Origin of the sequence: Streptomyces sp. NPDC088194 (assembly GCF_040702025.1) — a bacterium.
GTDB lineage: Bacteria > Actinomycetota > Actinomycetes > Streptomycetales > Streptomycetaceae > Actinacidiphila.
In genome coordinates, this window is sequence record NZ_JBFBIV010000041.1 from 1 (window position 1) to 20653 (window position 20653).

Sequence of the window (20653 nt, forward strand, 5' to 3'; positions counted from 1 at the left end):
TCGCCGACGGCCTGCCGCCAGTCGGCGCGGCCGGGGACGACGAGGGGGCCCGGGCCCGCGGGCCCGGGGGGCGGGACCGGTGTGGTCGTCCCTTCCGCTCACCGTCGGGTCGCCCGGCGGCTCCGCTCACCGTCGGCTCAGCCGGCGGCCAGGTGGTCGGCCAGCCCCTCCTTGACGCCGCGGACGAACGCGGCGATCTCCTCCGGCGTGTAGATCAGCGCCGGGCCGGCCGGATCGGTGGACTGCCGTACGGCCACGCGGCCGTCGGCGAGTCGCTTGGTCTCGACACACTGACCGCCGTTCGGCCCGCTCCAGGGGCGCTCCCAGCCTTGTTCCCCGAGATCGCGCGCCGGCATGCCGTTGTAGACGCTCTCGTCGGTCATCGTCATGAGTACTCCTTGCGCATGCGGTTCAAGAGGGTCTTGCTGTCCTCGGAAGACGTCAGCAGCGCCATGCGGTTGTGTGCCTCGAGATGGGAGACGACGTCCGCGCGCTGGTCAAGGTAGACGGAGGCGGAGAGAAGCTCGCTGTAGACGATGTCGGGCAGTTCGGGTTCCTCGAACCGGAAATAGGTGAACGGGGCGCACGCTCCGACATGCGCGCCCGCACTGAAGGGCACGATGTCGAGGCTGACGTGCGGGAGTTCGGAGGCGTCCAGGAGCCGTTCGAGCTGCTCGCGCATCACGTGCGGGCCGCCCACCACCCGGTGCAGGACCGATTCGTCCATGACCACCCACAGCGTGGGGGCGTCCGCCCGCTCCAGCAGGCTCTGGCGGCGCAGCCGCAGCTCCACCCGGCGTGCGAGCTCCTCCTCGCTGTCGTTGGGGAACCCGCCGCGCAGCACGGCGCGGGCGTAGTCGTGGGTTTGCAGAAGGCCCGTGACGTACTGGGGTTCGTACGTGCGGAGGGTCTTGGCGCCGGTCTCCAGGCTGACGTAGGCGGTGAACCAGCTGGGGACGGCGTCGCGGTAGGAGTGCCACCAGCCGGGCTTGTTGGCCTGCTCGGCCATGTCGACGAACTCGTCGATCTCCTGGCGGTCCGCGCCGAACGTCTGCAGGAGCTTCTCCGCGTAGAGCGGCTTCAGGGCGACCTCGGCCTTTTCCAGCCGGCGGATCGTCAGGGGGGTCACGCGCAGGGCCTTCGCCGCGTCCTCCAGCGACACACCGGCGCCCAGCCGCATGTCCTGCAGCCGACGGCCGAGGATCATCCGCAGGACCGTCGGCGCGCTGGTGCCGGAACGGGCTTCGCTCACGCCCAACCCCCTGAGTGATCGTCAACAAAGCCATTCTTACAGCCATTTGATGATGACACCAGAGTGATACAAGCGCTGCTGAGATTATCAGGGAGTCGGTTGCAGCGTGAGCTATCGCACGCGCATAGTGGACCTGTGAGCGGTCAAGGCACAGTAATGACGCAGATTCCGGTGCCGGAGAGCACGCGTGATGTCGATCCCGTCGTCGGCCCCCCACCGCTGGTCACGTGCCTCGGCGCACGCCTCGCACCGCTCGCGCCGCAGTCCCGTATCCCCTCACCGCGCCCCGCCCCCCGGAGGCGCTGGAAGGCGACACCCGTGACTCTGTCCACGCCCTCCCCTCCGGCCCCGGCCTTAGCCGGGACCGTGCCGTGCCGGGAGTACTGGTTCGGCCTGCCCGCCCTGCGTTCCAGCGTGAGACCCGCCCGCGACACCGTGCGGGACCGGCTCCGCGCGTGGCAGCTGCCCGACGACACCTGCGGCGACGCGGTGCTGCTGGTCTCCGAGTTGACCACGAACGCCGTGCTCCACACCGGCAGCGGTCAGGTCCTGTGCGGCCTCACGCTGACCGGCGACCAGCGGCGCCTGCGGATAGAGCTGCACGACGAGGGCCGTACTCCGGTCCTCCCGCCCGAGCACCGCGCCGGCCCCGGCGAGGAGAGCGGGCGAGGGCTGTTCCTCGTCCAGCAACTCGCGGACACCTGGGGCTCCGCACGCTCGACGCGGGCCGAAGGAAAGGTCGTCTGGGCAGAGTTGACGGCCCACCCGTGACGCTGTGGGGCACGGTCGGCCGCCGCACCGGACCGGTCGCGCCGACCCGCGGCAACGACCGCACGCCCCCGCCGCGTTCACCGTTGCGCGCGGCGGAACCCCTCCCACTCCTCCTCGTTCTGCTCGCGGAAGGTGCCCATGACTCCTCACGATGACGCCGCTTCTTCCGTCGTGCTGTACGTGTGCGCCGACCGAGCCCGGTGCGCGCCCGGGGAGGCCACGCAGCGCGCGCAGATCGAAGGGCACGCGTTCGCCGAGGAGCGCGGACTGACGATCTCCGAGGTCATCACCGACCCGTACGGCGAGTCCGACCCGGCCCGGCGCAGCGGGTGGCGGCGGGTGAGACAGCTGGCACAGACCGGCCACGTCGGCACGGTGCTCGTCCGCTGGCCCAGCGCCATCGCCCCGGAGTCCGCGCACGAGCTGCGGACCCGCGAGGCCGAGTGGCTGCGCGCCCAGGGTGTGCACGTGCGCTACACCTGGGCGCCCTTGTCGTCGGGGTGCTGCGAGACCGGCTGACGTCACTGGCCGGTCGGCGGCCGGCCTGCGGCCGGTGGCCGGTCAGGGGAACGGATGAGGGTGGGGGTTGATCTCCTCGGGGAGCCGGCGGGGGGTGTGGCCGAGGGGGTGCGGGGCGGTCAGGACACGGTCGAGTCCGGCGATGCGGCGCAGGTGGTGCCCGAAGGTCATCGGGAGCAGGCCGGGCACGAGGACCTTGACGCAGGAGAGGTCGGACGCGGCGTGCACCGGGGTGGTCTGGTCGACGACGATCGCTTCGAGGCCGGACGCGGCGAACCGGCCCACCACCTCGTCGAGATCCGCGCGCAGGTCGGCGTGGAGCGGCCAGGCGTAGTGGTCGGCGAGTTCGCGCAGGTCGCGGCGCTCCTGGGGCGGGCGGCCGCCGGGGGCGAGCAGGAAGTCGAGGCGGCGGGCGGCGATCGGGTCGCAGTGGAGCAGCGCGTGGTCGTCCATCAGGCGGACCTGCTCGGGGTCCTCGCGCATCCGGGCGGCGTCCGCCACGCGCTTCGGGTAGATCAGCCGGTACGCCTCGATGGCGGTGACCAGTTCGTGCAGCGCGCCGAAGACACCCCGTTCGGGGTCGAGCCCCGAGCCGCCGGCGCACAGCACGCGGGGGCGGGGCGCCGCCGGTTCGCTGCCGGGAGTGGAGGCCGGTCGGGCGTCCACGGCGGCGGCCCAGAAGCAGGGGATGCGCTCGGCGCCGGTCACGTCGAAGACCTCGACGCGGTAGCCGGTGCGCTCCTGGATACGGTCGGCGAGCAGGCCGATCCGCCGGTCACGCGCGGAACGCAGGTCGAGTGCGGGCGCCGGGAGCCGGGCGTACCAGGTGAGCAGGAACGCGTCGCGCTCGGCGAGTTCGAGCAGGCCGTACAGGGCGGCCTCCTCGACGCAGCCGCCGAGCGCGCAGCCGTTGGAGATCTCGGAGACGAACGGCCGGGCGGACCGCGGGTGATGCCGGCCGAGCCGGTAGTACACCAGGCTCTCGGGGACCAGGACCGGCTGCTCGCGGGTGAGGGAGTGTCCCCAGACCCAGGGCAGCACGAGGTCGGGGTGGTAGGGCTGGAAGGGGAAGCCGGGTTCCTGGTAGCGGTGGGGTTCGTGGCCACCGGTGGTCGCCGGGTCCAGTACGGCGCCGGGGTGCCGGGCGGCGAGTTCGCGGTGGCTGCCGCGCACCACGGTGCGCCGGCCGCCGGGGCGGCCTCCGCCGAGCCGCTCCAGTGCCTCGGCGATCGCGGTGACCCGGGCGGTGCGGAAGTCGAGCGCGCGGCCGTAACCGCCGTCGACCGACTCGGGCGGGCCGACCTTGGCCTCGGCGAACGGCAGCGTGTGCAGGCCGCGGGCGCGCAGTCCCTTGAGGACGCCGGTCTCGTCGTCGGCGTAGCGGGCTTCCAGCACGGCCCGCTCCGCGCGCAGGTTCCTGACCCGGGTGACCGCCGGGTCCGGCTTGGGCCGGGTGACGCGCGGGATCGTGGCGTCGGCGGGGGAGTCGTCGGGCAGGCCGCCGCACTCGGGGCAGAGGGGGTCGGGCAGGAAGCGGCGCCGGGTGATCTCCAGGTCGCTGAGGCGGAGCATGGTGACGGTGTGCCCGGCGCCGGCGGTGGCGGGTGCGGCGGTGGATACGGTGGTGGGCGCCGCGGTGGGCGCGGCCGGAGTCGCCGCTGAGGTCGCCGCTGAGGTCGCCTCGGCGGTCGCCGCGGTGCTGAGCTGGTTCAGGGCGAGTCGCGCGGCGAGGTCGGCGGCGATCGGGGTGAGCAGGGGCGAGACCGTGCCGGTGAGGCGGTTGCCGTAGGTGGCGTGCAGGGCCGCCGCTTCGGCGGCGTCGTCACGTGCCCCGGCGCGGCGGGCGGCGAGGCATCGGTGGCAGCCCGGCGTGCCGGGGCGGACCAGCGGGCCGATGACCACGCGGTCCAGTTCCGCGACGACGAGCAGGAACGGGGCGCCGGCGGCGGCCAGTTCAGGCGCGCGCGCCGCCGCCGCGTCGGGTGTGTCGGCGGCCAGCAGCCGTACGTCGCTCAGGAGCGGTACCTCGCTCAGGAGCTGCGCCTCGCTCCGGGGCCGCGCCATCGTGCCGGACCGGCGGACGAGCGCCTGGCCGAGCAGGCCGCCGTCGTGGTGTGTCCGGGGGAAGGTCGCCAGGAGGCCGTCAGTCATCGCAGCGCACCGTTCGTAGCAGGTAGGGCAGGATCGCGGTGGCGGCCGGATCGTGGTCGAGCGGCACGATCAGCGCGCCGTGCGTGGGGCCGCGCAGGTCGCGAAGTGCCGCCGCCACCGCCTCGGTGAACGTGCCGCCCGAGCCGAGTCCCCGGGGCGCGCCCGGTCCCCGCGCGGATACGGCGGCCGCCGGCACCAGGTGGGCCGTGCCGCGCTCGGGGGACCACGCCCACAAGGAGGGCCCGCCGGGCCCCGGGACGAACCGCCGCGGGTCGAGGGCGAGCAGCGCGTACAGCGCCAGGGCGCGCGACGCGGTGCGCAGGCGCGCGGTGGTGAAGTCGGTTCCCGTGGCGTGGACCTGGTGCTCGGCCCGGCCGGTGCGCGGGTCGCGGACCAGGGCCCGGGAGGCATGCCGGGGGAACTGCGGCAGCTCCCCCTCGTCCAGGTCCGCGAGCAGTCCGGCGCGCGGGTCGATGCAGCCGGCCGCGCGCTGGGAGAACTCCTCGGGGCCGACGGCCGGGCCGTCGCGCAGGGCGGTGATTCCGGCGAGGAACCGCGCCTCGGACTCCGGCGCCGCCGGCAGCGCGCCCGGGTGGGGGCGGTAGGCGTGGCGGGTGGTGGTCAGGGTCGCGGTGTCCAGCCGGACGAGCGGTTCCGGCTCGGCCGCCGCTTCGGTGGAGGAGTCGAGGAAGGCCCGCTGGAAGCGGTACGCCAGCAAGGTGGCGGCGAACTCGGCACCCTCGGAGGGGTGTTGGGGGAGCGGAGTGGCGGCTTGCGTGCCGTGCACGCGCAGCCGGGCGCCGAGCCAGCCGCCGGCGGCGCGGTCGGGACCGGGGGAGAGCGTCGGGCCCAGCCACCAGGACTCCGCGTCATGGACGGCGGCGGCGAACCACAGGCCGTGCGCGCGGCAGTCCTCGTCGAGCCGGGCGACGGAGGGCGGATCGTCGCCCGTCGACAGGAGCAGCAGCGCGTCATGGCCGCCGGCCGCGATCGCGGTCGCGGCCGCCGCGTGGTCGGCGACCGGCGTGACGGCCGGCAGGCCGGTCAGCCGCAGCGCGTCCGTCAGCGCGCCGACCGCGGGCGGCGCCCCGAGGACCAGCACCCGCAGCCGCGAGTAGGCGGCGGTGCGCCGCTCCGGGCCGGGGGCGGCCTGGTCCGTCAACAGGCCGTGGCTGTCGATGAGTCGAAGGACGCGGAGCACCATGGCGCTCCGGGCCTCGTCGAGGCCGCCGACCAGCTGTCCCACCGTGCGGGTGCCGTCCAGGAACGGAGCGAGCCGGTCCAGCCAGTCGGCGATGCCGGGAGCGGCGATCAGGTCGGTGCCCTGGCTGGAGCGCACGTAGACGGTGCCGCTGCCGCTCGGGGTCAGGAAGGCGTCGGCGCGCAGGAGGGGCGCGGAGTCGTAGGTGATCACGGTGTCCTCGGCCGGGGAGGGGTCGGTACGGTCGGGTGGAGCAGATGGCAGGCCGGTGTGCCGCTGCCGCGTTCCTGGCCGAGCAGAGCGGCGAGCAGCGTGGTGCGGTCGGGGGGCGTACGGGCGGGGTCGGCGCGGTCCGGGTGCCTACGGTCGGGGTTCGTACGGGCGGGGTGCGCGCCCAGCAAGGCGTCGGCGGCCGCGGTGTCGACGTCGCAGCGGAGCCCGGCGCCGAGTCCGGCGCGCGCGGCGGCCAGGCCGATCCGCTGGCCGATGACGCCCGCCCGCAGGTTGAGCATCTGGTACCAGCGGTCGCCGTGTTCGGGATAGCCCGACTCGTAGTCGCCGGTCACCAGCACCGCGCAGGCCGCCTCGTAGCCGGCCAGCTCGCCCGGACCGCCGGGTGGGAACAGGTGCCGGGGCGTGCCGTCCCCGGTGACCGGTACGAGCCGGCCCGTGCCCGGGTCGCGCCGGTGGCAGCCGGCCGGAAGTCCGGTGACGCGGTGGGCGACGACGTACAGGTCGCAGCCGGCGGGGGCGGCGTGGTCCAGGGGGATCGGGCGGGCGGCGTCCGCCAGGACGGTGAGCAGGGCGGCCAGCGGAACCGGGACCGGTTCGAAGCCGGAGCGGGCCGAACGGCGGCGCAGCAGCGGGGCGTCGGGCGCGATCGCGCCGGGCGTCCGGGCGGTGACCACGGCGTGGACGCGCTCCGCTTCGGGGTCGAGGCCGAGCAGGCGGCCCAGTTCCCCGCCCGCGAACCGGGCGTGCGCCGTCGGCGCGGCGCCGGCCGACTCCAGCAGGGTGAGCGCCTGCCCGGTCAGCACGCCGGTGTCGAGCGCCTGCAGCCGGTGGCCGAAGGGGCCGTAGCGGGCCAGGTTCGCGTCCAGCCGGCTGGTGATCAGCAGGACCGACTCGGGCTGCTCGGGCGGCGGCCGGTCCAGCGCGCGGGTGAGGTCGGCGCGCAGGTCGGCGCGGGAGAGGAGTTCGAGTGCGTGGGCCGACGGCAGGTAGTGGCAGAGCCCGGCGGCGCCGGCCGTGTACACCTCGGCCGGATACGTGCCGCCGCCGGACGGCACCGGCCGGCCGGCACCCACGCCCGCGCCGGTCCAGTCGACCCGGGTGACGCCGTTGAGCAGCGCGAGCAGGGCCCCCAGGCGCTCCGCGGAGGCGGCCGGATCGCGGTCGGCGGAGGGCGCATCGGGTTCGGTGGAAGGCGAGTCGGGGCCGGCCGGGGGCGGGGGGAGGACCGGCGGGAACGGCAGGGGGAGGACGGGCGCGCCCGGGTGGTGCTTGGGCGGGGCGCTGCCCGCCGCCGGGTCGATGGCGGGCAGCACCCGGCCGTACCGCGCGTGGTAGCGGCGGGCCGCCGCCCCTCCGGTGTCGGCGGGCGGCGGGTAGGACGGGTGGGCCGCGTCGGACAGGTCAGCCGGGTCGGACGCGTTGGCCTGGTCGGACGGGTCGGCGTCGGGCCCGGGAGCCGGTGGCGCGGTCCTCATCCGTGCGTCCGCGCCGCCGCGGTGGCGCGCTCCGGCGTACCGGGGGTGTCCGCCGCGGTGGCCAGCACCAGTTCGAGCGCGCTGACCCCGTAGACCTCCTCCACCGCGTCGGCCGCGAGGTGGCAGAGCAGGTAGCGGGTCAGGCCGGGCAGCCCGAGACGGGAGAGGTGGAGATAGGTGTAGTTGAGCATCAGGCGGTAGCGCAGGAAGCGCGGGTCCCGGTACATCATCTGCTTGTACGTGGCGCTGCCGCTGATCGCCCGGTGCAGCGGGCTGGCGGTGAGCAGTCCGCCGATGCCGTTCTCCTCGTCGGTCGGGATCTCCGCCTCGGGGATCTCGCCGGCCTCGTACAGCGCGGTCCAGCGGCTGCCCAGCGGGTCGATCGCGGCCACCCAGCGCCGCAGCGCCGCAGCCTGGTCCGGCCCGGCCGCGGTGCCCGGCGGCTCGGGTTCGGCCCCGGCGGTGTCGAAGGCCGCGACCACGGCGCGCACCTGGTCGGTGAGCACCGCGCGGTTGGCCGCGTACCGCTGCGCGAAGGCGTCCCGCACCTGGGGGCCGACCGTGCTCAGGTAGCCCTCGGCGTGCGAGCGGAAGGAGACGAACCCGCGGCGGATCGACGGGTCCTGCGGGTGCCGGCAGAGCGTGTGCGCGGTGGCGAGCATCAGGCGCAGGGCCAGCGTCTCGCGCGGCAGTCCCGCGGCGACGGCCTCCAGGTGCTCGAACATCAGGTCGTTGGTCCGCTGGTAGAAGAGGGCCAACTCGTCGGCGCCGACCGGACAGCCCAGCACGTCGACCCGGCGGTCGTGCTCCTCCCAGGTGATCGCGTGGTCCTGGTGGAAGGGGGTCAGCGGGCCGGGTTCCCGTTCGGCCGCGGCGAGGCGGCGGTGCAGCGGCAGCAGGGCGGCCTCGTCGAGGGGGGCCGCGGACGGCCGCGTGGCCAGATATCCGCCGATCAGCTCGGCGACGGCGGGTTCCACCAACTCCGCGAAGACGGCCGGCGTGGCCTGGACCACCAGCCGCAGATGGGGACCGCGGCGCCAGTGCCGCAGCACGTAGGCCGAGGCGACGTGACCGGCGCAGCGCTCGATCACCGGCCGTACGGCCTGGAGGATCAACTGGTCGGTGTCGTCACCGAAGTACGCGATGTGGGCCGCGCGCCACTGCGGCTCGTCGGTCGGCGGGATGGCTGCCACGGGGGTCCCTCCTTCGTGGTTCTCTGCGGTCCGGGCTCGTTGCCACGGGCTTTCGTCAGCCTGTCGCTACGGGGGCCGGCCTTACGGTGGTGCGGCGCCGTCGTGGCGCGCGGGGCCGCCGGCGCCCGTCAACTCCGCCACGGCCAGCAGCGCCAGGCCGCGCAGGGTCGCCTCCTGGCCGAGCCGCACGTCGAGGCGGTTGCAGGCCAGGTGGGTCAGATGGCCGGCCAGCCGGTCGGGGAGGGCGGAGTGCCGCTGGGCGTTCCGGCAGGCCGCGAGCCACTGGTGCACCGGGTCGGTGCCGGCCTGGCCGGCAGCTTCCCCCGGTGCCTGCGCGCGGGCCGCGCGGGCTGCTCGGGCGACGGTGAGCAGGGCGGCCCGCCGGTCGCCGTACCGGGCCAGCAGGTCCGGCGCCGGCCGGTCCGGCGCGACCGCCGCGTCCAGGCTGCCGGTCAGCAGGGCGAAGCAGTGCGCCGCCCGCCGTGCCGGGCCCCACTCGGCCAGCACCGCGGCGACGGCCAGTTCGCTGCAGGTGGCGAACGCGTCCTCGACGGCCCGCAGCGCCGCACCCCGGCCGTACTTGCCGTGCTCCGGCCGGTAGGGGTGGAAGGCGAGGCTGTCGTGAGGGGCCAGGGTGCCGGATTCGCTCTCCGGCTCCTGGGCGGCCAACTGACGTGCCAACGCCTGGTATTGGCCTCCCGTCATGGCCGGCGACGGCGGCCGGGTACGGAAGAACGCGGCGGCGTGCGCCTCCAGCGTCGTGCGTACCGCGGGCTCCGCCGCCGGCGTGGTGAGGCGTACCCGCAGGCGCAGGTGCGGACCGCCCTGCCAGTGGCGGAGGAAGAAGAAGCGGTCGGCCAGGCCGCGTCGGCGCAGCTCCGCGACGGCCTCGGGGAGCAGCGCGCGCACCACCAGGTCGAGCGGGTGCCCGGTGAACACGTGGGCGCTGACCCAGCGGTCGTCGGGTTGCGGGTCCGATGCCGGGGCCGGCTGAGACTCCGGCTCCGGGTCCGGCCCCGGCTCCGGGTCCGGTACGCCTCCGGGCGGGCGGGTCAGCATGTCCGCGCCTGGCGGTCCGGCAGCGGGAGCGGGGCGGCGGGCAGCTCGACCACGAACTCGGTCGCGTACCGGCGGCCGTCCCGGTGGGCCGGAGCGTCGTGGAGGTCGGGCAGGGCCTCGGTGAGCAGCAGCGGGCGGCCGGTGGCGGCCGCCCGCTCGAAGACGCGGAGCAGATGGGCGTGGGCGAAGTCGACGTACACCGGCTTGCGGTCCTTGTCGTGCAGCGCGGGGCCGGTGAAGCCGTCGGCGGGGCGTGGGGTGAGGGTGCGCAGGAAGCAGCGCTGCGGCAGGCCGAGCGCGGCGCGCCAGGTGTGCACGCGGACCAGGTAGGCCGCGTCCGGCTCCCCGGCGGTGCGGGCCGGCGCCCTTCCGCGGTCGACGAACCAGGTCGCCCGGCGCAGCACCACGGCCCCCAGGGCGAGCCGGGGCATCCTCGTCCAGCCCGCGTCGGGCGCCGCCCCCGGGTCCGTACCCGGTGGCGCGGTCCGCGCCGGCGGGAGCAACTGCCACAACTGCGGCCAGTCCGACCAGAAGGCGTAGGAGGTCTGACCGAACGCCTCCGCCAGCAACCGGGCCGGCAGCGGGAGCAGCGGCGTGGCGAGCAGGCCCAGGTGCAGCGGCCGTACGACGCGGCCGGAGGCGCGGTGGAGCAGGTGGAGGCGGCGGGTGCGGGGGTCGTGCACGACGTCCAGGTCGGCGGGGCGGATCAACCGCTCGGGGGGCCGGTGCGAGGTGGCGCCGTCCAGGTCGATCGCGTAACGGGTGGCCGCCGCCCGCTGGTTGAGGGCACTGCCGAAGGCGGCGTCGAACTCGACGTGGAGCGGGGTGCCCGCGGGAACGCCGTCGGGAAGCCCCTCGTGGGCTGCCTCGGGGCAGCCGGGGTCGGGTGCGGCAACCTCGGGTGCGGCAGCCTCGGAATCGACCTCCTCGGGTTCGGCCGCTCCGGCCGCCGCGTCGAGCAGGCGGGCGATCCGGGTCCGGCCGGTCCCATGCCCGCAGGTGACCGTGTTGAGCACCAGGCCGAGCCCGGCGGTCGGGTCGTCGGGCAGGGTCTGGACGTAATAGGCGTGGTGGTCGCCGGAGGTGTCCGGGTCGGGCCAGGCGCCGCACAGTTCGCCGACGACCTGGGGTGCGAGACGGACGGTGCCGTCGTGCGCGGGCGCAGTGCCGGCGATCAACTGGCGCAGCTCGTCCCGCCGTTGAACGTCGCGCTCGCTCGGAACGTGTGCCCCGGGTGCGGCCCACCAGGCACCGAAGTCCTGGAGGAAGCGGGTGAAGGGCTGCCGGAAACCCGGGCCGTACGCGGTCAGGGCGCGCTGCCGGAGAGCTTCGCGCGGCGGTGCGAGCGTGTCGAACGGGGCGAGCAGCGCGGGTATCCGTGCCAGGTCGGCGAGCGCCTGCTGCCAGCCGGCGGGATCGAGCACGGCGGCCGTGCCGACCGTGACGGTGTGGTGGAAGTACACCGGCCCGCGGTCCAACTCGTCGTTCGGGCCGATCAGTTGGAGGCGCCGGGCGGCATCCGTGGTGTGCCGGCGCAGGGCGGCGGCGAGGTCCCGGTGGGAGCCGGGCGCGGCGGCCCGGGCGGCGTCGATCCCGTCGCGGATGGCGCGCAGGTCGTCGAGCAGAGGGGTGAGGCGGTCGCGGTGCCGCGGTGCCGGCAGGTGGCGGCCGAGCCAGTCGTCCAGCGAGGCGGCGTCGAGTTCCTGGTCGGGCGGGCCGAGCCGGACCTCCAGCAGGCCGAGCCGGACCAGCCGGGCGATGACGGCGTCGGCGGCGGAGCCGGGGGAGTCGGCGGCGGGGAAATCGGCTGAGTCGGCGGGGAAATCGGCTGAGTCGGCGGGGGAATCGGCTGAGTCGGCGGGGCCGGTCGTGGCGCTCCCCGGGCCGGGCGCGCCGAGCAGGGCGCGCAGCCGTACGGGGCTGGGCTCCTCGTGGACCGCCGCCAGGATCGCGGCCAGCGCGGGTGTGGCGGGCAGGGCGCGTACCTCGCCGGACGGGCCCGGCGCGGTGAACAGCCACCGCTCACCCTCGGGGGAAGGCACCGGTGTGGCCGACGGGTTGACGCGCAGCCGCACGGCGGCGCCCAGTTCGGGCACGTGGGCGAGGGCGGCGGCGATCCGGGACAGCGGCAGCAGACCCGCCTCGGCCACCTCGGCGCGGACGGAGCTCTCCAGCCGCACGCCGGCGCCGGCGTCCGCCTCCCAGCGGCCGAAGCCGACGGCGGCGAAGGTGGTCAACGGGCTGGGTTTGGCCATCGCGCGGCCCGCGTACTTGGCCAGCCGCACGGCTGCCCCGTCCAGCGGGCGCCGTTCGGGCGTGCCGCGCTCGCCCCAGCGCAGCAGGTCCTCGTACAGGTCGGGGCTGGCGTAGTCGAGACCGGTGGCGAACGCCCGGTCCTGGACGAGCGCGGCGAGGGCGGCCGCCGCCGACCGGGTCTCGACCGGTAGGACGCTGCCCAGTTCGGCGAAGAGCTCCGCCCGGGTGCGACGCAGATCGGCGTGGTGGTGGAGGCGCTCGGCGAGCGCGGTGCCGAGTACGTCCGGCGGGGCCGCCGCGCCCAACAGCGGTCCGATACGGGCGCCTTGGTGCACGGCGCGGCGCAGGCCCACCAGCCGGGCCTTGAAGGGGCGGGCCGGCTCGGTGCCGATCAGGGCGTACAGCGCGTCGCTCAGCCGGGCCGCGTCGACGGTCAGCCGCTGGTCCAACGACGCGACGCGGACGGCGAGTTCGGTGCTGCGCGGGATGCGGGAGGCGTCGAGCGCGGTGGTCGGCAGCCCGGCGGTCCGCACTCCCACGGTCCGGTCGGCCGGGGCCGGAGCGGGGGCGGGCGCAGGGGTGGTGAGCGCGGGGCGACCGGTCGAAGGCGGCGTGTTCCGGCTCATCAGAACACCACGGGGATACGGAAGGCGGCGCCCGGGCGTGCCGTGCCGACGGCCACCTGGAAGAGCACGGTCTCCTCGCCCGAGGCCGCCCCGAGCAGGCGTTCGGCGCTTGCGGCGTCGTAGCCGTTGTGGACCCGGGCGGACAGGCCGTGCCGCGCCGCGACCACGCAGAGCAGGTGGGCCGCCGCCCCCGCGACCAGGTGCAGCCTGCGGAAGGCGTCGGTGCCGTGCCGCGCGACGGTGGCACCGCGCCGCACGGCGAGGTACGCGGTGCAGGAGGTGGAGCGGAAGTTCATCGACACCCGGCCCTCGGTCTGCCCGATCCGTTCGAGCAGCGGCAGCGGGTCGCCGTCGTGGACCTGGCGCAGGCGGCCGCCGCCGTGGACGTAGTGGCCCGGGGAGGTGCCGGCGACGCGCCGGACCAGCAGGTGGCAGGAGAAGCCGGTGAACGGCGCCGCGGCGAGGGCGGTTTCGAGATCGGTGAGCAACTCCCGTGGCGCGGGCACGGGTTCGGGGTCGAAGAGCGCGGCGCCGGAGTGGCGGGCGCGGAGTACCGAGGCCAGGTCGGGTGGCGGCCAGGCCGCCCGGTCGGCCGTGGGCGCCGCCGGTCCCAGGATCTCCAGGTAGCCCATGGGGTGTTCAGCCATGGCCGGCAGCCGGTTCGCGCAGAGGTCGTGCAGCGTCTCCCGGTCCTGGCCGGGCCGGGTGCGCAGGCCGAGCGCGGTGGCGACCAGGTGCACCGCGCCCAGCAGCATCCCCGCCTCCTGGGCGCACAGCCGCGGGGCGTAGTCGCCGTAGAGCCGGGCCGTCCGGGCGAACCGGCTGGTGATCACGACATGCCGCGAGGTGCCGGGACCGCCGTCCCGATCATCGCCCGACGAACCTGGCAGCAGCACGAGTTGGTGGTGGAGCGGATCGAACCGGAAGGCCGCGGTGGGGGTGAGCAGGGTGAGCTCGCTCGGGTAACGGCACCGCGCGGAGGCCACCGCGCGGTGCAGCGGCCAGCCGCCCGGGGTCAGGTCGTGCTGGAGCAGGCCGTAGGAGTAGTGCAGCAGCGCGGCGAGGACGGCCGGGTCGGCGAGGGTGGCCGGGGAACCGGGGGAGGGCGCCAGGTGGAGCGGCGGCGGCGCCAGCGGGAGGCGCGGCCCGGGCGGGAGCGGGTCGGGCTCCGCGCCGGCCGTTCCGGGTGCCGGGTGTCCCGCCGCGAGCGTGGGCGGGATGGCCCGGCGGGAGTAGACCGCGTCCGCCCAGAGCGACGAGGGGAACGGGTCCTCGGTCGCGAAACTCCTTGCGGTGCTGGGGGTTCCGGGGGTTCCGGGGGGCTCGGGAACCGTACCGGCCGTGCCGGCCGGCGCGGTTGGACCGGTCCCCGCGGCCGTGCCGGTCCGGCCGGCGGCCCCGCCGGTCACCGCGCCTCCGCGCCGAGGAAGCGGCCGGTGGGCAGATCCAGGACCGCGGCATCGGTCACCAGTGACGGGTCGGCGCCCTCGCCGGTGCCGTCCAGGCCCGCCACCCGGTGCAGCAGGTGCAGGCAGAGCTGGTTGGCGGCGAGCGCCGCCACCGGGCCCCCGAGGTACGCACTCGGCCCCGGCGGGTGCGCCGGACCGCCCGAACCCGTGGCGCCGGTCGCGCCGTGATCGGGCCCACCATCCCGCGGTTCCACGGGGGTTGGAGGTTCCGAGGCGTCCTCGGGAACGCCCACCGAACTGATCACCACGCGGTCGCCCCGTCCCACCGCCTGCCCGTACAAGAGCCCACCGCGGGACGCCAGCGCGCGGGCCCGGCCCGCCGGTTCCGGGTCCCACACGTCCGAGCCGAGCAGCACCACCCCGGCGCTCGCGGGCGGTTCGGAGGTCTCCGCGCCCACGGCTTCGTAGCGAAAGCACCCGCCCTCCTGCTGGAGCAGCGCCACGCACGCGCTCAGCCGGGCCGTGTCCCTCGCGGCCTGCGGACCCTCGTCGGCCTCGCCGCGTCGCAGGCGGACATGGGCCACCCCCGAGGCGAGCAGGGCGAGGACCAGCGCGCGTGCCATCCGCCCGCTGCCGACCACCAGGGGAGCGCAGTCGCGGTACCGCTCGAAGCGGTGCTCGGGCGAGTCCGCGCGCGCCGCGACGAAGTCGATCAGCGCGGCGTGGTGGGCGCGTATCCGCGGGGTCAGGCCGTGCGGAAGATCCGCCGTGGCGTCGCGTACGAAGCCCTCCCGGGCCAGCAGTTCCACCAGGGTGCGGACGTGCCGCGCGGCCTGTGGCGGGAGGTCGGCGGTGAGCTGGTCCAGGTCGCTGCCGCCGTCCAGGAACGGCCGCAGCCGTTCCAGCCACGGGTGGATTCCCGGCAGCGCGAAGGCCGCCGTGTGCCGGGGTCCGCTGATCACCACGCCCCGTTCGGAGGGCAGCAGATGCGTGTCGGGAAGCAGCCTCGGCCTCATCGCCACCTCCATCGGGGTTCCGCGGCGGGAACGTGTTCTCGCGGGCGAAAGGCGCGGGGAGGCGCCGGACGAAGCCGTGCCCACGACCTCCGGGCGGCCGACACTAGCTCAGCTCAATGGTCTAGTCCATCCCCTTCACAGACCCCATTCGTCACGCTAGTGTCCGAACTGGGCGCCCGAACATGCGTGTTGATGCTCCATTAGGTTCGAAAGGAGGGCTCTGATGAACGAGAACAGCAACGGCTCACCCTCGCTTGCTGCGGCGGTCGCCGACCTCGCGCTGGACCTCGACTTGGACTCGCTGGCCGGGGACGAGCACAGCCAGTCGCTCACGGCGGGCCACGGTATGACGGAGGCGAGTGCGTCCTTCTGCTGCGCGCCGCCGCCGAACTGCTGTAACTGCAGCTGTTCGTGAGTCGGTAGCGCGTGCCGGGCGGAAGGTCGCCCGGCACGCGCGTCGGCCCGGTGCCGGCCGGCCTCGCGCCGGTCAGCCGGGTGCCGGCCGGTCTCATGCCGGCCGGTCTCATGCCGGTCGGCCCCCGTGCCGGTCGGCTCCCCGCGCGTTCAGCTCCTCGCGTGCTCAGCGCTCGCGGTTCATCAGGCTGAGGACGGCGCGGACGAGCGCGGCCAGCGCGGAGTCGGACAGCGGTTTCGTCTCCAGCCGGAACTCCACGGTGGTGCGGCTGTTGTCGCGCTTGAAGCGGAAGGCGACGTGCAGGCGCAGGAAGGCGAGGACCCCGGCGAGGACCGCCAGGTCGGGGAGGAGGTCCTCGCCGCCCATCTGGTCGTCCTCCGGCGGGTCGTCGAGGATCTCCGCGACCAGGTCCCGCGCGGCCTCCTCGCGTACGAGCGCGGCCAGCACGCGGCGGGCGGCGGCCGCGGGATCGTCCGGCCGAAGCGGCGGGGCCCCGGCGCCGGCCTGGGCGAAGAGCTCCTCAAGGACCTGCTGTGCCTGCATCGTGTCCGTCACGCCGGTGGGGAAGGCCCGGCCCAGCTCGTGGGCGGCCTCCTCCAGTGCCAGCAGCGCGGCGCGGTCCGGCAGGGCGGCGGCCCGCTCGGCGTGGACGTCGTCGCCCATGTCAACTCCAGTCTCCGAGCGGGACGAACGCCGCCCAGTGGTAGGGATGGGACAGGTAGCGGCGGTCCTCGTCGGCGAGCATGCGCCGCTGCGCGTCCCACAGGGCGCGCCACAGCGGGCGGCCGTCCATCACCGCACCGGTCACCTCGTCGAGCAGGGCCGCGGAGCTGGTGCGGTCCACCTGCCAGATCGGGGCGAGGACCGTGCGGGTGCCACCGCGCAGCAGGGCGCGGGGCAGGCCGGTGAAGTCCTCGCCGGGATGGTCCGGTTCGTGCCAGCCGACCGAGCAGGCGCGCAGCACCACGCGGGACGGGGTGCGCGACCCGCTCAGGTCGCGGGCGCGCAGGAAGGTCCGCCGGGCCCGCTGCGAGGCGGGATCGGCCTGCCGGCTGGGCCGGTCGGTGCCGTCGGAGAGCAGCAGGGCGGAGTTCTCCGGGTCGCTGTGGTCCTGGTGGCCGTGGCAGGCGATGTAGGCGAGGTCGGCCCGCGCGATGTGGTCGAGGACCTCCTCCGGGGTGGCCTGCGGTCCGGTGAGGGCGGACAGCCGCCAGCCGCGGCCGGCGGGAAGCGTGTCGGCCTCGAAGCCGCTGCCGCCGCCCCGCAGGTCCTCCTCCGCCGCCACCCGTACGCACAGCGCGCTGCCGGAACCGGCCGGCGGTGCGGCGCGCAGCGCGGCCAGGGCCGAGATGCTCGGGATGTACACCAGCGCCGCCTGCTCGACGCAGTACCGGCCGTCCGGCAGCCGCAGCGCGCCCAGCGGCAGCACGGACAGCGGCCCGTGCGGCGCCACGCACAGCAGCCCGCGCCCCTCCAGCAGGTCCTGGAACGGCATCAGCCGGGCGGCGAGCCCCTCCAGGGGCAGCGGGGACGGCCGCCGCGGTCTGATCGGGGGGACGGGGGGAAAGGCGGAGCGGTCGCCGTCGACCGTGCGGCGGATCTTCTCCGCGGCGGCGTGCAGTTGCGCGCGTCCGACCCGGATGCGGTGCCACCGCAGGGCGTCCTCACCGGACGCCAGCACGAAGCAGAACGTCTCGGATTCGCCGGTGAAGTACGAGGCCAGCACCATGCCCTCGGCCGGAGCCGCCTCGTTGAGCAGCCGCGACGCCTCGGCGAACCCGGCGGGCCGTGCGGTGCGCAGCCGTACGTACTCCGGGACGAACGGCTCCAACTGCTCGTACAGCAGGCCGAGCGCCCCCGCGCACTCGCGCCAGGCCCAGGCCCGGTCCGGCCGCTCCCCGCCCGCCAACCGCCGCTGCGCGGACAGCAGTCGCCGCTCCTCCGCCCACACCCGCTGCGGCACCTGCGGCGGCTCGGCCAGCGGCATCCGTGCGAGGTCCTCCACGACCCCGCGTGCCTTCGTCTCCTCGTGCAGGTCGAACGCGAGCAGGTCCGGCGGGCGGCCGTCGGGCAGCGGCAGGTCGTCGCCGTGCTCGAACAGCAGGGACAGCAGGGCCTCGTAGAGCCGGAGCACGAGCCCCGCCGCCTGGTCCGCGTCCTGGAGCACCGGATGCGACTCCCGTGCCCGCAAGCGCAGTTCGCGGTGGTGCCACAGCACCTCGAAGGCCCGCCGGTGCCCGCCCGGAACCCGCAGCAGCAGCCGGGCCAGCCCCAGCGGCAGGTCCGGGTCCGGGAGCCGGCCGTGCGCGTCGTACGAGGCGAGGACCTCCTCCGCCAGCCGCGCCGCCACCAGCGGGCCACGGACCTCGGCGACCGCCTCGCACACCGGCACCGTCAGGTCCTGCAACGTGAGGAGCGCGTCCCGCTCGATCGCCCGGCGCAGCCCTTCCGCGAGCCGGTCCGCGAGCTGCTCCCGCCGCCGGGGATCGCGCTCGACGCGGCACAGCCGTTGCAGCGCCAGCAGGCGGGTGTCCGGCAGGTGGTTGGCCCCCGCGGGGAAGAGCCGGAGCATGCGCTCGCGCAGCCTGGCGAGGGCGAAGGAGAGCGAATCGTGGAAACCCTCCGCGGGCAGCAGCCGGGTGAGCGGCATGCGCGTGCGCAGCCGCTCGGGAAGCCGCTCCGGCTGCCGCGCGTGCCCGGGGTCCCCGGACACGTACAGGGCGTAGCGGTAGCACTCGGCCGCGCCCTGGTGGCGGTCCTCGGACAGGTCCAGGTCGCCCATGGTGACGAAGAGTTCGCCGAAGCAGGGGTAGGTCGAGCCCGCCGCCTCGAAGAGGCCCTGCACCAGATGGGACTCCAGCGTGAACGTGTCACGCGGCAGCCGCGGATCGGTGCCGGAGAACAGCAGCCTGGCCAGCGTGCAGCGCAGCGACACCGCGTTCAGGGCGCCCGCCCCCTGCTGCTCGGCACGTTCCAGCTCGTTGCCGAGCAGCTCGAACGCCTCCCACTGGCGGTCGTTGCGCTCCAGGCAGGAGGCCAGGCCGTACACCGCCGAAGCGCGCACCGCCGCGCGCGTCGACGTCTGCGGCAGCTCCAGCAGGGCGCGGTAGGCGTCCACCGCCGCCCCGAGCGCACCGACGGCCTCCGCCACGCGGGCCCGGCAGCCGAGCAGATCCGACCGCGCGGGCACGAACGACCGTTCCGCGTCGTCCAGACCCGCCGTCAGCGCCTCCGCCCGTTCCAGCGCGGGCACGGCCTCCCGGTAGTGGTGCAGCGCGATGAGGGCCTGTGCGAGCTGGAAGCGCAGCGCCGCCTCCTCCACGGCGGTGACCTCCGGCTCCCGGTCCACGGCCGCGGCCGCCTGCCGCAGCACCTCCGCCCGGCGCGGCGGATCGCCCATCGCCACGTACACCGACGCCAGTTGCAGGTAGGTGTTCACCAGCGAATGCGCGTCGCCCACCGCGTGCTGGAGCGAGAGCGCGTGGGCCGCGTGGTAGAGCGCCCTGCGGTGCCGGCCCTGCCCGAGCAGGTGGTTCGCCCAGTCGGCGCGGGCCGTGGTCCGGCTCGGGCCGTGGTCGGTGAGCAGTCCCAGCGCGGCGATCGCGTGGGCGTTGCCGCTCCGGTCGGCGTTCCACTGCGCCAGCAGCCGCGTCGCGGCCCGCACCGGCTCGTCCGGAATCAGGGCGCGCTGCCCCTCCAGCACGCGGTAGGCACCCAGCACGCCCCGCGCGGCGCAGGCGCGGCGCAGCAACCCCGGGAACCCCTCCCCGCCGGCGGACCCGCCCGCCGGTCCGGCGGCGGGAGCCGTCACCGCCAGGGCCTCGCAGCGCTCGGCGAGGAACACCGCCAGCTCCGCGAAGGTCCCTCGCCCGAAGGAGCGGTCCGTCTCCGCCTGCTGCCGCAGGACGGCCGCCGTCTCCTCGTGCCGGCCCGGCGGGATACGCCCGAAGTGGGCGAGCACCTCCTCGTACGTGGGGGACGACAGGGCGCGCAGCGCGAGCTGCACGGGCAGCACATCCCGGTCCTCATCCGGCACCGTGCTCCCCCTTCCGGCCATGCCCGCCGAGTCCCGACAGGGCCTCCTGGTACGGGCCCGGGTACTCGGAGGCGCGGGCGCGCAGCCGCAACTGCTCCCACGGCTCGCGCAGGCTCCGCTGGCCGCGCTCGGCCTCCGTCTCCAGCAGCATCGCCTCGAACCCGGCCTCCTGCTCCCGCGTGCGCCGTTCGAGGAGGGTCGGCTGCTGCACGCCGGCCAGCACCGCCGATCGAGGAGCGAGGCGGCGCAGGCGGGCCAGCACCTCGTCCCGCTCCCGTGCGGGACCGACCGCGACGCGGATACGGGCCAGTTGCTCCAGCAACGCTCCCGCCAGGGGCAGTCGGTCCTGCTCCAGCAGCGCCGCCGCCCGGTCGAACGGGTCGAGCGCGTCCTTGGCCTCCCCGAGGGCGACCAGCGCCGCCGTGTGCAGCAGCAGCCGGTCCGTGCCCAGCGGCTCCTCGCCGAGCCGCTCCCGGATCTCCCCGTCCGCCGCGGTGCGCAGTTCGAGGAAGCGCAGCTCGTCGGCCCGTTGCCGGCGCAGGTCGCGCACCGCGATCAGCCGGTTGTGGGCCATCGCGGCACGCTGCGAACCCGCCGGGTACGGCGACGTGTGCGGACCGACGTTCTCGAATCCGCTGACCACGTGGGCCAGCAGCCACATCGCCATCTCGGGCCGCTCCGCCGCCGCGTAGGCGCAGGCCGTGTCCACCCACGCGCCCCGGCGCCGGGGACCCGCACTGAGGGCCGACAGCAGCGCCGTCGCCGCCGCGAAGACCTGCCCGGCGCGCAGCAGCGCGACGCCCAGCAGATGCTCGTGCACCGGACCGCGCGTCGCGACCTCGAAGAACGGTTCCAGCGCGCCCATCCGTTCCCGAAAGGGCGCCTGCGGCACCGGCAGCCGCTCCACCCACTCGCGCGGCAGCTCCTCCGGGTCGAAGGGAACCTCCCACCCCAGCACCGCGGTTGCCTCACGCAAGCCCGCCACCCCCCGTCCGGAACGCGACCTCTGTCCTTCGATGACCAGTGTGCCCGAGCACGTA

General features: G+C 75.6%; 16 protein-coding genes. 3 read left to right on the plus strand and 13 right to left on the minus strand.

All coding sequences use genetic code 11. From position 1 onward, the window contains the following. Window positions 1-137 precede the first annotated feature (137 nt). The gene (locus AB0399_RS22655) at window positions 138-389 is read right to left on the minus strand and encodes a DUF397 domain-containing protein (protein ID WP_366412555.1); all 252 of its coding nucleotides are present in this window, start codon (window positions 387-389) and stop codon (window positions 138-140) included. Beyond that, window positions 386-1252: a helix-turn-helix transcriptional regulator gene (locus AB0399_RS22660; protein WP_329365261.1), complete on the minus strand. Its 867-nt coding sequence runs from the start codon at window positions 1250-1252 to the stop codon at window positions 386-388. Before AB0399_RS22660 ends, AB0399_RS22655 begins: the two co-directional genes overlap by 4 nt. Window positions 1253-1570: 318 nt before the next feature. Here AB0399_RS22660 and AB0399_RS22665 point away from each other — a divergent pair, with 318 nt between their 5' ends. Together AB0399_RS22665 and AB0399_RS22670 are read left to right on the plus strand one after the other, a co-directional pair. Continuing rightward, window positions 1571-2023: an ATP-binding protein gene (locus AB0399_RS22665; protein ID WP_329365259.1), complete on the plus strand. Its 453-nt coding sequence runs from the start codon at window positions 1571-1573 to the stop codon at window positions 2021-2023. 138 nt (window positions 2024-2161) lie between these two features. Further along, window positions 2162-2542 carry a hypothetical protein gene (locus AB0399_RS22670; RefSeq protein WP_366412556.1) on the plus strand — a complete coding sequence of 127 codons (381 nt, stop codon included), beginning with the start codon at window positions 2162-2164 and terminating at the stop codon, window positions 2540-2542. Between the two features lie 42 nt (window positions 2543-2584). Here AB0399_RS22670 and AB0399_RS22675 read toward each other — a convergent pair whose 3' ends face one another. From AB0399_RS22675 to AB0399_RS22710, 8 genes are all read right to left on the minus strand, one after another. Continuing rightward, window positions 2585-4693 carry a TOMM precursor leader peptide-binding protein gene (locus AB0399_RS22675; RefSeq protein WP_366412557.1) on the minus strand — a complete coding sequence of 703 codons (2109 nt, stop codon included), beginning with the start codon at window positions 4691-4693 and terminating at the stop codon, window positions 2585-2587. Next, the gene (locus AB0399_RS22680) at window positions 4686-6107 is read right to left on the minus strand and encodes a hypothetical protein (RefSeq protein ID WP_366412558.1); all 1422 of its coding nucleotides are present in this window, start codon (window positions 6105-6107) and stop codon (window positions 4686-4688) included. Before AB0399_RS22680 ends, AB0399_RS22675 begins: the two co-directional genes overlap by 8 nt. Further along, window positions 6104-7603: a hypothetical protein gene (locus AB0399_RS22685; protein ID WP_366412559.1), complete on the minus strand. Its 1500-nt coding sequence runs from the start codon at window positions 7601-7603 to the stop codon at window positions 6104-6106. The genes AB0399_RS22680 and AB0399_RS22685 overlap by 4 nt, the downstream gene beginning before the upstream one ends. Continuing rightward, entirely contained in the window at window positions 7600-8796 is a 1197-nt protein-coding gene (locus AB0399_RS22690; protein WP_366412560.1) for a thiopeptide maturation pyridine synthase, read from the minus strand. Before AB0399_RS22690 ends, AB0399_RS22685 begins: the two co-directional genes overlap by 4 nt. Before the next feature lie 81 nt (window positions 8797-8877). Beyond that, the gene (locus AB0399_RS22695; protein WP_366412561.1) at window positions 8878-9855 is read right to left on the minus strand and encodes a lantibiotic dehydratase C-terminal domain-containing protein; all 978 of its coding nucleotides are present in this window, start codon (window positions 9853-9855) and stop codon (window positions 8878-8880) included. Beyond that, window positions 9849-12737: a lantibiotic dehydratase gene (locus tag AB0399_RS22700; protein ID WP_366412562.1), complete on the minus strand. Its 2889-nt coding sequence runs from the start codon at window positions 12735-12737 to the stop codon at window positions 9849-9851. The genes AB0399_RS22695 and AB0399_RS22700 overlap by 7 nt, the downstream gene beginning before the upstream one ends. Further along, on the minus strand, window positions 12737-14146 hold the full coding sequence (locus AB0399_RS22705) for a hypothetical protein (protein ID WP_366412563.1): 1410 nt from the start codon (window positions 14144-14146) through the stop codon (window positions 12737-12739). The genes AB0399_RS22700 and AB0399_RS22705 overlap by 1 nt, the downstream gene beginning before the upstream one ends. After that, window positions 14143-15162, minus strand: a complete 1020-nt coding sequence (locus AB0399_RS22710; RefSeq protein WP_366412564.1) for a hypothetical protein — start codon at window positions 15160-15162, stop codon at window positions 14143-14145. The genes AB0399_RS22705 and AB0399_RS22710 overlap by 4 nt, the downstream gene beginning before the upstream one ends. 223 nt (window positions 15163-15385) lie before the next feature. On the opposite strand from AB0399_RS22710, the gene AB0399_RS22715 reads away from it, so the two are divergent. Next, window positions 15386-15577 (plus strand): thiomuracin/GE37468 family thiazolyl RiPP peptide, encoded by a 192-nt coding sequence (locus tag AB0399_RS22715; protein WP_328468733.1) that lies wholly within the window; start codon window positions 15386-15388, stop codon window positions 15575-15577. A 165-nt stretch (window positions 15578-15742) separates the two neighbouring features. Here AB0399_RS22715 and AB0399_RS22720 read toward each other — a convergent pair whose 3' ends face one another. The 3 genes from AB0399_RS22720 to AB0399_RS22730 are packed head-to-tail and all read right to left on the minus strand — an operon-like array spanning window position 15743 to window position 20589. Further along, on the minus strand, window positions 15743-16240 hold the full coding sequence (locus tag AB0399_RS22720; RefSeq protein ID WP_366412565.1) for a hypothetical protein: 498 nt from the start codon (window positions 16238-16240) through the stop codon (window positions 15743-15745). A 1-nt stretch (window position 16241) separates the two neighbouring features. Further along, window positions 16242-19613 carry a CHAT domain-containing tetratricopeptide repeat protein gene (locus AB0399_RS22725; RefSeq protein WP_366412566.1) on the minus strand — a complete coding sequence of 1124 codons (3372 nt, stop codon included), beginning with the start codon at window positions 19611-19613 and terminating at the stop codon, window positions 16242-16244. Beyond that, a complete protein-coding gene (locus AB0399_RS22730) occupies window positions 19603-20589 on the minus strand; it encodes a hypothetical protein (protein WP_366412567.1) in 987 nt (328 codons plus the stop codon). The genes AB0399_RS22725 and AB0399_RS22730 overlap by 11 nt, the downstream gene beginning before the upstream one ends. Window positions 20590-20653 lie beyond the last annotated feature (64 nt).